The sequence below is a fragment of the Paenibacillus spiritus genome, from assembly GCF_008710135.1.
Taxonomy (GTDB): Bacteria; Bacillota; Bacilli; order Paenibacillales; family Paenibacillaceae; genus Paenibacillus_AQ; species Paenibacillus_AQ glufosinatiresistens.
Map to the genome: position 1 here is coordinate 311,306 of NZ_VYKK01000005.1, position 13,710 is coordinate 325,015.

Sequence of the window (13,710 nt, forward strand, 5' to 3'; positions counted from 1 at the left end):
AGGTTTAAGAATGTCATTAAGCCATAAACGCCAGACCAGGGAAATTATCACCAAAGCGATTTGCGGCAAGGGACGCAAGTTCTCGACCGCCACCCACACCGTAACGCCGCCGCATCATCCCACGAGCATTCTGGGGGCTTGGATCATCAACCACCAGTACGAAGCGGTAGCGGCGGGAAGCGGCATCGAAGTCATCGGGTCCTACGATATCAACATCTGGTATTCGTATGACAAGAACAAGCAGACCGAAGTCGCCAAAGAGACCGTGTCGTATGTAGAGGTTGTGCCGCTCAACTATCTCGATCCGAAGCACCGCGCTTCCACGGCTCAGGTCTCTGCGGAGGCAACGCAGGAACCGAACTGCGTGGAAGCGGGCGTCTCGCCGGGAGGCGGCAGCGTGACGATTCGCGTGGAGCGCGAATTCGAGGCGGAGCTGGTGGCCGAAACGAAAGTCCGTGTTTTTGTCAGCGACCAGACGGACGAGGATGCCGACAAGGATTACGACTTTGAGGAAGACGGCTTTGATTTCGAGGATCTGGACCCCGACGCGCTCGATGATGAACTGTAAGGCCAGCGACACCGCCCGCCGCTGCTGGCGGAAGACGGGAGCGAATTTTAGAGGTAATACATGATATGTACCGAGGGCGGCGGCGTAGAGGGCGGATGCCCTCTTTTTTATCGGAAAAATTCGGGAGGCGCGGAGCATGAACGAAGGAATCGGAGTCTTTCGGGAACTGTCGCGGGAGCAGAGAGAGGAGCGGCTGCGCCGAAGCGGCCTTGCGGCGGCTCTGGAGAAGGAGAGCGCTGAAGAGGGACGGGAACGGCAGGGAAGGGAGCTGCTGCTGCAAAATCGCGCGTCCGGAATGTACCGGCCCCGGGGGAACGCCGAATCGCCGCCGGGGCCCGGCAGTCCGCAGCTGTGCTGCGCCGTTCGGGTCCACGACCTCCGGCCGCTCCAGTACCGGCTGACGGGCGCCGGCGCGGCGATGGGAGCGGCTTCCGTCTGGCGGCCGGCCGCGCTTCCGTTCCCCGGCCGGTCTGCGGAGGCGCCCCCGGGCCCGGGGGAGAGGGCGGAGCAGGGCGGAGAGACGGGCCCGCTGCTGCGGCGGGCCTGCCGTACCGCAGTCCGGGCGCTGTATGCGCTCGGGCTTGACAGCGGCGAAGCCGAGCTGGCGGCGCTCGGCGGCGGACGCTTCGCCGTGCTGGCGGTCCGTCCGGCGACGGCGGGCCGGGACGGCCGCCTGCCGGAGCCGTACGCTTCGGCGGAAGCGGCGCTCCGCCGGGCTCTGGCCGGGGAGCCGGGCGGGCGTCCCGGCCTTCTGATGGGCATGGACCCGGAGTTTCTCGTGCTCCGGGAGGACACGGGCCGCGTCGTGCCGGCGTCGCGGTATCTGCCCCGGGACGGCGTCGCCGGCTGCGACGCTGGTCCTCCGGGAACGCGCGGCCTGTTCCCGGTCGGCGAGCTGCGCCCGGCCGCGCAGGCGGCGCCGCGCGCGCTGCTGGCGCAGCTCCGGTCCGCCGCCCGCCTGGCGGACCGGCTGATGCCCGACCGCCGGCTGGCCTGGCGCGCGGGAGGGATGCCGCTGCGCGGCTGGGCGCTCGGCGGACATCTGCACTTCAGCGGCGTGCAGCTGACGGCGCCGCTGCTGCGCGCGCTCGACAACTACCTGGCGCTGCCGATGGCGCTGCTTGCGGACAGCCGGGCTTCCGGGCGCTGTCCCCGCTACGGCACGCTCGGGGACTTCCGGCTCCAGCCGCACGGCGGCTTCGAGTACCGGACGCTCCCGAGCTTCCTGGTGTCTCCGTCCGTCGCCGAGGGCGCGGTCCATCTGGGCCATCTGATCGTTGCCCGGTATGAGGAGCTGCAGCTTCGTCCGCTGGACAGCGAGAGGGCACACCGCGCGTACTATGCCGGCGACAAGGAGCCGCTGCTGGCGGTCTTCCCGGCGCTGGCGGACGATCTCCGGCGGCTGCCTGGCTATGCGGCGGCCGCGGAAGCGGCCGAGCCGCTGTTCCGCCGGATCGAAGCGGGGCTGACCTGGGATGAATCGGAGGATGTACGGGAACTGTGGCGCGGGTGTGATATAATAGACAACAGCATGAAGAGGCATGGAGGAGAACCATGGCAAAATACACGCCAATGATCGAACAATATTTGCAGGTCAAGGAAGGGGCGAAAGATGCCTTCCTTTTTTTCCGGCTGGGCGACTTTTATGAAATGTTTTTTGACGATGCCCTGCTGGCTTCCAAGGAGCTGGAGATCACCCTTACCGGCCGCGAAGGCGGCGGAGGCGAGAAGATTCCGATGTGCGGGGTGCCCTACCATTCCGCCGAAGGCTATATCCAGCGTCTGATCGAGAAAGGCTACAAGGTCGCCATCTGCGAGCAGCTCGACGATCCGGCGACGACCAAAGGCATGGTGCGGCGGGACATTGTGCGCGTCGTGACGCCGGGAACGGTCATGGACGGACGGATTGTAGCCGACAAGACCAACAACTATCTCGTCTGCGTGACCGAATTGGAAGAAATGGCCGCCCTGGCCGCATGCGATTTGACCACAGGAGAGCTGTACGTGACCAGTTCGCCGGCGGAGACCGATTCGCTGCGCGGGGAGATCGGCATCTACGAACCGGCCGAAATTATCGGCGACCCGCAGCTCCTGGAGCTGCTGAAGGGCGAGACGCTCCCGGGAGCGCGGCCGGTCGTCTACACCCCGTGGGAGAAGCGCGACGACGAGCAGGCCCGAAGCCAGTTCGGCGAAGGGGCCTGGACGCGGCTGGAGAAGGAGCGGGCCCGGTGCGTGGCGCTGCTCATTGCCTATCTGGGCGAGACCCAGCGGCGTTCGCTCGGCCAGCTCAGCCAAATTTCGTCCTACGAACCGGGACACTACATGATTCTCGATCCGTTCACCCGGCGGAATCTGGAGCTGACCGAGACGGTGCGGGAGCGTTCTAAAAAAGGCTCGCTGCTCTGGCTGCTCGACCGCACCGAGACTTCCATGGGCGCTCGCCTGCTGCGCCGCCGGATCGATAAGCCGCTGCTTCAGCGCTCCGCCATCGAGCGGCGTCTGGACGCGGTGGATCATCTGTACCATCAATTTATTCTGCGCGAAGACCTTCGTCTGGCGCTCAAGGAAATCTATGACCTGGAGCGGCTGACCGGGCGGGTCGCCTACGGCAGCGCCAACGGCCGGGACTTGAACGCACTGAAGCTGTCGCTGGAGCAGATTCCGGCGCTTAAAGAGCTGTGCCTGTCCTCCGGCTCGGCCACGCTCCGTGAGATCGGGAACGCCATCGACGAATGCGCCGATCTGCGGGAAGTGATCCAGGCGGCCATCGTGGATGATCCGCCGGTGTCGGTCCGCGACGGCGGGATGATCCGGCCGGGCTATCATGAACGTCTGGACGAGCTGCGCAGCGCCAGCACAAGCGGCAAACAGTGGATTGCGGAGCTGGAGGCGCAGGAGCGCCGGATCACCGGCATCAAGTCGCTGAAGATCGGCTACAACAAAGTGTTCGGCTATTATATTGAAGTAACCCGGTCCAACCTCGGAGCGCTGCCCGAGGGAAGGTATGAGCGCAAGCAGACCTTGGCCAACGCCGAGCGCTTTGTCACGCCGGAGCTGAAGGAGAAGGAAGCTCTCATTCTCGAAGCCCAGGACAAAATGACCGATCTCGAGTACAGCCTGTTCACCCAGCTGCGCGAACTGCTCGCCGCCCAGATACCGCGCCTGCAATCGCTCGCTGAGAAAGTGGCCGAGATCGACGTGTATCAGGGCCTCGCCTCCGTCAGCGCCGAGCAGCGGTTCGTGCGTCCGGCGCTGACGGACGGCTTCGATCTGACGATCGAAGGCGGCCGCCATCCGGTCGTGGAAGCCGTCCTGCGGGACGGCTCGTTCATCGCCAACGGCAGCCGGCTCACGAAGGAAGACGGACGCATTACGCTCATTACCGGCCCCAACATGGCCGGCAAGAGCACCTATATGCGCCAGGTCGCGCTCATCTGCGTGATGGCCCAGATCGGCTGCTTCGTGCCGGCCGACCGGGCGGAGGTTCCGCTGATCGACCGCATCTTCACGCGGATCGGGGCGGCGGACGACCTGATCGGCGGCCAGAGCACCTTCATGGTGGAAATGGCGGATATTCAGGTGATGACCGAGAAGGCGACGCCCCGCAGCCTGATAATCATCGACGAGCTCGGACGCGGAACGTCTACCTCGGAGGGAATGGCGATTGCCCAGGCGGTCATCGAATTCGTCCATCACGAGATCGGCTGCAAAGCGCTGGTATCGACGCATTTTCACGAGCTGGCCCATCTGGAAGACAGTCTGGACAGCCTCCGCAATTATTCCATGGCTGTGCAGGAGAGCGGCGACAAGGTCAACTTCCTGCGCAAGCTCATTCCGGGAGCGGCGGACAGCAGCTACGGCATCTACTGTGCCCGGCTTGCCGGACTGCCGGAGAGCATTATCGGACGAGCCTACGGTCTGCTCCAGGCCATTGAGCAGAGCGCGGCCGAGGTCGGCGCCGCAGCCGCAGCGCCGGCGGTTCCTGGAACCGCCGGAGAGAAGACTTCGGCAGGTAGAATGCCTCTCTCTGCCGCTGCCACTGCCTCTCCGGAACCGGCAGATGCCGGGGAAGCGCTGACGGTCACAAGCGCCAGGGACAGGGAGGAAGTCGTGCAACTCTCCATCTTCGGCGACGAGGAGCCCCGCAAGGGGCGCAAAGGAGCCGCCCCTCCGACGCGCGAGCAGGAGCTTGCCGCCGAGGTGGTATCGGCTCTCGAGACCGCCGATCTTATGAACATGACGCCGCTTCAGGCGATGCAGCTGCTGAACGATCTGAAGGGCAGAATCCGCAGCCGGTGAACGCTCTGAAGAGCAGAACCCTCAGCCGCAGAATGCCTCAGCGGCCGGTTCCGTCCGGTGTCCACCGGCGTGGACGGGGCTCGTTCCGGAAAGGCAAAGTTTAGGTCCGAGTAAAGGCTGAAATACAAGTACAAGTATGCAGGCCGGAAGAGCGGCAGCGACGCCCGCCGCCGGCCTTAACGGGAGGGATGGCTATGGCCAGAATCCATGTGCTGGATGAACATATCGCGAACCAGATTGCCGCGGGGGAAGTGGTCGAACGGCCGGCCTCCGTCGTCAAAGAGCTGGTGGAGAATGCCATCGACGCCGGGGCCACCCGGATTGAAGTCACGGTGGAAGAAGGCGGACTGCAGCTTATCCGCGTCAAGGACAACGGCTCGGGGATCGAACCGGAAGACTGCGAGACGGCGTTCTACCGGCACGCGACCAGCAAAATCGCCAGCGGCCGTGACCTGTTCCAGATCACGAGCCTCGGATTCCGGGGCGAGGCGCTGCCGAGTATTGCGGCAGTAGCCAAAGTCTCGCTGCTGACGGCAGCAGGCGACGACGGCCGCGGCCGTCTTCTGGAGATCGAGGGCGGCCGGCTGGTGACCCAGGAGGACGCCGCATCCGCCCGGGGGACGGAGATGACGGTCCGCGAGCTTTTTTACAATACGCCGGCTCGCTTGAAGTACATGAAGAGCATCCAGACTGAGCTGGGACATATCTCGGATGTGATGTACCGGGTGGCGCTCGGGCATCCCGGCATCTCATTCACGCTACGCCATAACGGCAACCCGCTGCTGCAGACGCTGGGCAGCGGCGACCTGCTGCAGGTGATCGCCGCCGTCTACGGGACATCCGCCGCCAAAGCGATGCTGCCCGTAAGCGCCGAAGATCCGGATTATACGCTGTCGGGCTACATCAGCCGCCCCGAGTGGACGCGCGCGAACCGCAACGGCATTTCGACCATTATCGGGGGGCGCTCTATCCGCAGCGGGGGACTGAACGCCGCCATTCTGCGGGCTTACCATACGCTGCTGCCGATCAACCGCTATCCGCTGCTCGTGCTGAATCTGGACATGCACCCGTCGCTTGTGGACGTCAATGTGCATCCCGCCAAGCTGGAGGTGCGGTTCAGCAAGGAGACGGAGCTGTATGCGTTCGTGGAACGCGAGCTCCGCCAGGTGCTGCTGGGCGAGAATCTGATTCCGCGCCCCGGACGCGAGCCGATCGGCTCCAAAGGCAGCTCGTCTTTTATTCAGGAGCAGTTTGCGTTCTCCAAAGACAGCCGGGGCGCTGCGCCGTCCCCGGCTGAAGGCTCCGGCGGCCCGGTCGGGGACGCGGCCGCCGCCCCGCTGCCGGACGTGCCGGCGGCGTCCGGCGCGTCTGTGCCGGACGGCATCGCTCCGTCCGGCAGCCAGCCCGGGCCCGGCGCCGCCCAGGCCCGCCCGCAGCCGCCGGCCTACGGCACCGGCGGCTATCCCGGCGGCGCCTGTTCCGGGGGCGCCGATTCGGCGCCCGCCTCCGGTGGGCGCCCCGCAGCTGCGGCTGCGGCCGGTCCCCGGGGCGCCGGTTACGGCGGCGCCTCGGGGCAGCCGCCCCGGCTGCGGGAACCCGGGGCCGGCTACGGCGCGGCCGCCCGCAGACCCGCCGCCGGGGTGCCCGGCGGCGAAGCGCTGTACGCCCCGGCCGGGGAAGCCGCGGGGCTGCCGCCGTTTCCGGAGCTGGCCTATATCGGCCAGCACCACGGCACCTACATCATCGCCCAGAACGACGAGGGGCTGTATCTGATCGACCAGCACGCCGCCCATGAACGGATCAATTACGAGTATTATTACGAGAAGTTCGGCCGTCCGGCGGACGCGTCACAGGAACTGCTCCTGCCGATTACGCTTGAATTCACGCCGTCGGAGAGCCGCCAGCTTGCCGAACGGCTGCCGGTCTTCGAACAGGCCGGGGTCTATCTGGAGCATTTCGGCGGCCAGACCTTCCGGGTCCGCGCGCTGCCGTACTGGTTCCCGCAGGGAGATGAGCGGGAGATTGTGGAGGAGATGGCCGAATGGGTGCTTGGCGAGAGAAATATAGATCTCGCCAAGCTGCGTGAGAAATCTTCCATCCTCTGCTCCTGCAAGGCGTCGATCAAAGCCAACCAGAAGTTGACCGAGCAGGAAGCCGTGACGCTGCTGGACCGCCTCGCCGCGTGCCGCCAGCCGTACACCTGCCCGCACGGCCGCCCAATCGTCATCTCGTTCACCGCCTACGACCTGGAGAAATTATTCAAACGTGTTATGTAAGCACGCCTTCCCGAAGAAAGAACTCCTAGTTCGCAGAATGCGAAAAACACCGCAGGGTGCAACAGGATAAAGTCACTAGGCGTGCAAGCCGCACGCCTTCCCGTAGAAAGATATTCCTTGTTCGCAGAACGGGAAAAACACCGCAGGGTGCGACAAGATAAAGTCACTAGGCGTGCAAGCCGCCCGCCTTCCCGTAGAAAGATACTCCTAGTTCGCAGAACGGAAAAATAACGGATAACGCAATTCAGATAAAGTCACTAGGCGTAACAGAATCAAGTATAGTATCAACGGATTACCCGCTGCCGGTTGCCCGGGCGGGAGAAAGCGAGGCTTCATGATTATTACTACCGGGGACCGCCCCCAGCCCGAAGTGGTCCGGCGGGCGGAGCAGCTTGCCGCCGAGGTGGGAGCGCCTTACGTTCCGCGCGGCCACTTCTCGATAGCCAAACTGTCCGCCAGCCGGGACGGGGCCGAGGTGCTTGTGGTTCTGCAGGAGGACGTCCGGCTTCTCCGTCCCGGACGTCCGCCGCTGGAGTTCCATCCCAGCATGGGGTTCGTCCGCGCCAAGCGCATTCTCCGCGGCGAGGGGGACCCGATGCTGGAAGCGGCGGACATGAGGCCCGGCGACAGCGTGCTGGACTGCACGGCCGGCCTCGGTACGGATTCCCTGTTGTTCGCCGTGTACGGCGGTCCGGAATCCGCGGTGACGGCGCTGGAGAGCTCGCTTGCGCTGCATGCGCTTCTGAAGGAGGGCATGACCTCGTACCGGTCGGGACTTGCGCCGGTTGACGACGCGCTGCGGCGCATCCGTGTTGTCCGCAGCGAGCATCTAGAATATATGCGGAGCCTTCCGGAAAAGAGCCTCGACATTGTGTATTTCGATCCGATGTTCCGGGAACCGCTGGAGGACTCTTCAGCGATTTCGCCGCTTCGCGCCTATGCGAACGACGCGGCGCTGTCGGAGGAGAGCGTCCGGGAGGCGGTTCGGGTCGCCCGCAAGCGGGTGATATTGAAGGAGAAGAAGGGCAGCAGCGAGTTCCGCCGCCTCGGTTTTGACGAAGAGGCCCGGAACCATGCCAAAACCTCATATGGAGTGATACGGATTGACGATTAACGAAGACCGGGCTTCCGCAAGAGAGGCCCCGCAGCCGGACAAACCGCGCCTGCTTGTGCTGGTCGGTCCGACGGCGGTCGGCAAGACGAAGCTCAGCGTTGCGCTGGCCAAGGCGTTCAACTGCGAAATCATTTCAGGGGATTCCATGCAGGTCTACCGGGGGATGGATATCGGCACGGCCAAAATCCGGCTGGAGGAAATGGACGGCGTTCCCCATCATCTGATCGACATCCGCAGCCCCGACGAGCCTTATTCCGCCGCCGACTTCCAGACGGAAGCCCGGCAGCGGATTGCCGAGATTACGGAACGGGGCCGCCTGCCGTTCATTGTAGGCGGTACAGGACTCTATATCGAGTCGCTGTGCTACCATTTTCATTTCTCGAGCGTATCGGCCGACGAAGCGTTCCGTGACGAACAGGAGCGCTTCGCGGAGGAACACGGAAATGCGGCGCTGCATGGCCGGCTGGCCGAAGCGGACCCCGCCGCGGCAGCCCGGCTGCACCCCAATGACCGGCGGCGCGTAATCCGGGCGCTGGAAATTGCGCTCCAGGGAGGGCAACGGGAGGCGGAAAGTCTGGCGGGACGGGAACGGGAGCCGCTCTACGATCTCTGCCTGCTCGGTTTGACAATGGACCGGCAAATGCTATATAACCGTATTGAAGACCGGATTGACGAAATGCTGGAAGAAGGACTGGAAGACGAAGTCGGACGGCTTCTGTCCCGGGGCTATGAACGGTCGCTCCCCAGCATGCAGGGGCTGGGCTACAAAGAGATCGCCGCCTGGCTTCAGGGCGAAACGACGCGGGAAGAAGCGGTGGCGCTGCTGAAGCGCGACACCCGCCGTTTTGCCAAACGCCAGCTCTCGTGGTTCCGTCATATGCGCGACATCCACTGGATCGACGTCTCGGACGGGTCAAATTTTTCCGGGAGTTTTGCAGATTTAAGTGCTATAATAGCAGGAAAGTTTCGCTGATTTCTTGAATATACTTTCCGAACAATCTAATCGAACCATTGGGGGTACGGCTGATGAACAAATCCATTAACATCCAAGACACGTTCTTGAACCAACTGCGCAAAGAAAATATACCGGCTACCGTCTATCTGACCAACGGCTTTCAGATTCGCGGAATCATCAAGGCGTTCGATAACTTCACGATCGTGATCGACAGCGACGGACGCCAGCAGATGGTGTACAAGCATGCCATCTCCACCTTCACACCGCAGCGCAGCGTATCCCTGCTTCAGGACAACAACAGCCCCGAGGAATAGGAGCCGTACCGGTTTGAAATGAAACTTTTACGTGTGATCGTCGTTTGAATAAGGGGTGAGAGAGCAACCTGTGAAGGTTGTTCTTTTCATTCGGCGGCATATATTCGGCAACAGCTGTTCCACAACCCTAAGGGAGTCAGGAGGCATCATGTCTAGAGAAGAATTGTCAAGGGTGAAGCGCAATCCGAGCGTATACCGCCGGGAGGCCGGCGGAGGCGGAGGAAAGGGCGGAGGAGGCAACGGCGGACCGCCCAAGAAGAAAAAGAAGCGGCTGACCCGCAAACGGGTGCTCTGGACGCTCTTTTTTGCGACGGCTCTGGCTGTATTGCTGGCCATGGGCGGCTACCTGTTCATCACGCTCAGCGGCGAGAAGCTGCTGAACGAGAATCAGGATAAGCTGACGGTCAATCCGCCGACGAAGATTTATGACCGCAATGCCAATCTGATCGCCGAGCTCTCCCTGGAGAAGATTGATCCTGTCGAGAGCGAGAAGATCCCGGACCTCATCAAGCAGGCGTTCGTCGCTACCGAGGACAAGCGCTTCTACGAGCACAAAGGGGTGGATCTCTGGTCGATCGGCCGCGCAGCGGCCAAGGACGTGGTGGCCCGCAGCATGGTGGAGGGCGGCAGTACCATTACGCAGCAGCTCGCGAAGAATATCTTTCTGACACGCGACAAAACGTTCTTCCGCAAAGCGACGGAGATGTCGATTGCGATGGCGCTGGAGCGCCAGAAGACCAAAGACCAGATTCTGACGATGTATTTGAACCGCATTAACTTCGGCGGTACGGTGTACGGCATCAAGGCGGCGTCCGAACGCTACTTCGGCCAAAGCGATCTGAACCAGCTCAAACTCTGGCAAATCGCTACGCTGGCGGCCATGCCGAAGGGGCCTTCCCGCTACAATCCGCTGAAGAATCCCGAGCTCTCCAAGGAGCGCCGCGGCGTCGTGCTGGAACTGATGTATCAGCAGGGCTATATTACGGAGCAGGAGCGCGATGAGGCCAAGGCGGTCAACTACAACTACAAGCCGCCGGAGAAGAAGCAGAAGTACCAGGCTTTCATCGACTTTGCCATCGACGAGGCCGAAGACAAGTTCGGGCTTACGGAGGACGACCTCAACATCGGCGGATACAAGATCTATACGACGATGGACAAGGACGCCCAGCAGACGGTGGAGGATGCCTTCGCCGACAGCGATAATTTTGAGAAAAGCGTTGACGATAAGCCCGTCCAGGGCTCTATGGTCATCATCAACCAGGACAACGGCAGCATTGTGGCGCTGCTCGGCGGACGCAATTACGAGAAGAAGGGCTACAGCCGCGTGACGGGCAGCCGGCGTTCGCCGGGATCGTCGATCAAGCCGCTGGTGGCTTATGCGCCCGCCCTGGAATCCGGCAAGTTCACGATGGAATCCTCGGTCAGCAACGAGAAGCAGTGCTTCGGCGACTATTGTCCGACCAACCTGCACGGCTACTCGAAGTCGATCAGCATGAGCGAAGCGCTGACGAAGTCGGAGAATATTCCGGCGGTCTGGCTGCTGAACGAGATCGGCGTCAACACCGGATTCAAATTCGCCCGTCAGCTCGGCCTTACGCTCAGCGACACCGACAACAATCTGTCGCTTGCGCTCGGCGGGATGGAGAAAGGAACGAATACGCTGGAGATGGCGCAGGCCTACACCGCCTTTGCCACCGGCGGCGAGCTTCGTGAAGCCTATGCCATTAAGTCGATTCAGGACAGCAGCGGCAGCACGGTCTACAAAGCCGACACTACCGCCAAGCGCGTCATGAAGGAGAGCACCGCCTATCAGATGACCGAAATGATGCAGGAGGTTGTGCAGAGCGGCACCGGCCGCAAAGCCCGGATCGACCGTCCGGTCGCCGGCAAGACCGGTACGACGCAGAGCGGATACTCAGGCGTGAGTTCCAACCGCGACGTCTGGTTCGTCGGCTACACGCCGGAACTGACCGCTGCCGTCTGGATGGGCTATGACGACCCTGACCGTCAGCATCTGCTGAAGAACAGCAGTCCGCTGGCCGCTGCCTTCTGGGGCAAGGTGATGGAGAAGGTCGTTCAGAACTATCCGGCCAAGTCGTTCCCGAAGCCTGACAATCTCAAGCTTCCTTCCCCGTCGCCGACGGAGAACCCGAACGAGCCGGTAACCGGACTTTCCGCTTCCTATGACGCTTCGACCGGTACCGTCAATCTTGCCTGGCAGCCGGTCGCGGCAGCAGGAGCTGAATACCGGATTTACCGGAAGGAGTCTTCGGAGTCCGATTTCACGCTCCTCCTGAGCACGATGACTCCGGGCGCCGGTGACCTCAGTGCCATGGCCGGTCTGACGTACGAATACTATGTAACAGCTTATTATTCGGACACCCAGACGGAGAGCGATCCGTCGAACAAGGTGACGGTGCTCGTGGAAGGCGCTTCGCCTTCACCGTCGGCTTCGCCTTCGGCCTCGCCGCCGCCTTCGGTTCCGCCGACCGACGACCAGAGCGGCGTTGTCCAGCCGGGCGGCGAGCAGGGCAATCCGGACGCGGGCGGAGAGAACGGAGGAGGCGAGAATACGCCTCCGGCCGTATCGGTTCCGCCGTCGCCGAGCCCTTCACCGTCGCCGAGTGCCGATGATCCGGCGGCTGCGCCCGCCGCAGAACCGGCCACTCCGGATAGCGGAGCGAAAGAAGGCCAGACCGGCCCTGCCAGCGGCCGGGGCAAAGGCCAGGGCAACGGACAAGGCAACGGCAATGGCCTTGGAGTCGAAGATGCCCAGCCGGTCGACGGACTGGGCGGCTGACGGGACGGCCCGGCGGCCCAATGCCGGCCTATCATTGAATCATCACGGGCTCCCGCTTGAAGCGGGGGCTCTTTTTTGTGCGGAATTGCAGGCTTTGTGAGTCCTCTGTAAATGTGGTAAGCTGTGGTTAACATGATGGAGAGGGTCATTCTATGAAACGTAAATTCGGAGATCGGGCCAATTGGCGCAGGATTACCCGCCGGGGGTTCGCCTGCCGGTATGTCGAGACCCGGGAATTCAGCGGTTACATTACCTTGTATACCATCTACGGACTGAAAGAGCCGCTGTGGAAGAGTTACGGGCGGCATACATACCGCATTGCGGACAAAGGGTACTCCTGGCTGCAGTATTTTCCCAAGGACAGCCATTATATCGTCACCGCCATGTTCGACGACCGCCAGAATATCGTGCAGTGGTATATCGATACCTGCAAGGTGCAGGGCGTCACCGATCAGGGGGTGCCGTGGTTCGACGATCTTTATCTGGACGTGGTCGTCTTATGGAACGGCGAGGTCTTTCTTCTGGATGAAGATGAATTGGAAGAGGCGCTGGAGCGGGGCGATATCTCGGACAGCGACTATAATCTGGCCTGGAAGACGGCACGTTCGCTGCTTCACAGCATTGATGCGCATGTTTTTCCTTATTTCACCCTCTCGCTGAAGCATCGGGCCGAGCTGTTCTCGCACGGGGAATTTAGGAGGAAGCCGCAATGATGGGGAATATGGGCGGTTCTTCACCGATCCGGATGATTGACAGCCGTCGTCGACGTCGCCGCCGGGCTCCCGGTGCCAAGAGAGCGCTAACTGCCGTGCTCGCCATGGTCGCCGTCTCCGGAATTGCCTGGTGCATCTGGCTGCTGGTAACGATCAACAGCGCATCCACGAGCGAACCGTTGCAGAAGGCCGACGCGGGAATTGTGCTGGGAATGGCCATGTGGGGTGATGAACCGAGTCCCGGGCTGAAGGAACGGCTGGACAAAGGGCTTGAATTATACCGGAACGGTACGGTCCGCCATTTGATCGTAAGCGGCGGACTGGACAAGCCCGGACTTCCCTATACAGAGGCAGAGGGCATGAAGAATTACCTCGTTGCCGCCGGTGTACCGGAAAGCGCTGTCCTGCTGGAGAACCGGGCGACCTCCACCTATGAGAATCTGAAATTCAGCCGGGCGGTCATGAAGGCTCAAGGCTGGGAATCGGCCGTGATTGTCACGCATACCTTCCATGGCGCCCGCGCCCTGGAGATGGCGGAAGAGCTGGGATACCGGCAGCCGGAGCTGGCGCTGACGGATTCCAAGGTCATGTCGATGTGGAAATACAAGAGCCGTGAAATTCTCGCTTTTACCAAATGGAAGCTTCAGGACTGGTTCTAGGCGGCGGTCCGT

General features: G+C 62.4%; 10 protein-coding genes. All 10 read left to right on the forward strand.

Features of this window, described 5'->3' with window-relative positions; translation table 11 throughout:
• Positions 1-10: 10 nt before the first annotated feature.
• The 10 genes from F4V43_RS05985 to F4V43_RS06030 all read left to right on the forward strand — a co-directional run bounded on the left by F4V43_RS05985 (position 11) and on the right by F4V43_RS06030 (position 13,698).
• Positions 11-568: an outer spore coat protein CotE gene (locus tag F4V43_RS05985; RefSeq protein ID WP_150457322.1), complete on the forward strand. Its 558-nt coding sequence runs from the start codon at positions 11-13 to the stop codon at positions 566-568.
• A gap of 136 nt (positions 569-704) precedes the next feature.
• On the forward strand, positions 705-2,144 hold the full coding sequence (locus tag F4V43_RS05990; protein WP_150457323.1) for a putative amidoligase domain-containing protein: 1,440 nt from the start codon (positions 705-707) through the stop codon (positions 2,142-2,144).
• Positions 2,123-4,867, forward strand: a complete 2,745-nt coding sequence (gene mutS / locus F4V43_RS05995; protein WP_150457324.1) for a DNA mismatch repair protein MutS — start codon at positions 2,123-2,125, stop codon at positions 4,865-4,867. Before F4V43_RS05990 ends, mutS begins: the two co-directional genes overlap by 22 nt.
• A gap of 194 nt (positions 4,868-5,061) precedes the next feature.
• Positions 5,062-7,143 (forward strand): DNA mismatch repair endonuclease MutL, encoded by a 2,082-nt coding sequence (gene mutL, locus F4V43_RS06000; protein WP_150457325.1) that lies wholly within the window; start codon positions 5,062-5,064, stop codon positions 7,141-7,143.
• A 334-nt stretch (positions 7,144-7,477) separates the two neighbouring features.
• On the forward strand, positions 7,478-8,257 hold the full coding sequence (locus F4V43_RS06005; RefSeq protein WP_150457326.1) for a class I SAM-dependent methyltransferase: 780 nt from the start codon (positions 7,478-7,480) through the stop codon (positions 8,255-8,257).
• Positions 8,247-9,230, forward strand: coding sequence for a tRNA (adenosine(37)-N6)-dimethylallyltransferase MiaA (miaA, locus tag F4V43_RS06010; protein ID WP_223879790.1), 984 nt, complete (start codon positions 8,247-8,249; stop codon positions 9,228-9,230). Before F4V43_RS06005 ends, miaA begins: the two co-directional genes overlap by 11 nt.
• 53 nt (positions 9,231-9,283) lie before the next feature.
• Positions 9,284-9,526, forward strand: a complete 243-nt coding sequence (gene hfq / locus F4V43_RS06015; protein WP_150457327.1) for an RNA chaperone Hfq — start codon at positions 9,284-9,286, stop codon at positions 9,524-9,526.
• A gap of 148 nt (positions 9,527-9,674) precedes the next feature.
• A complete protein-coding gene (locus tag F4V43_RS06020) occupies positions 9,675-12,326 on the forward strand; it encodes a transglycosylase domain-containing protein (RefSeq protein ID WP_150457328.1) in 2,652 nt (883 codons plus the stop codon).
• A gap of 152 nt (positions 12,327-12,478) precedes the next feature.
• A complete protein-coding gene (locus F4V43_RS06025; protein WP_150457329.1) occupies positions 12,479-13,039 on the forward strand; it encodes a DUF402 domain-containing protein in 561 nt (186 codons plus the stop codon).
• Entirely contained in the window at positions 13,036-13,698 is a 663-nt protein-coding gene (locus F4V43_RS06030) for a YdcF family protein (protein ID WP_191089490.1), read from the forward strand. The genes F4V43_RS06025 and F4V43_RS06030 overlap by 4 nt, the downstream gene beginning before the upstream one ends.
• The last annotated feature ends 12 nt before the right edge of the window (positions 13,699-13,710 follow it).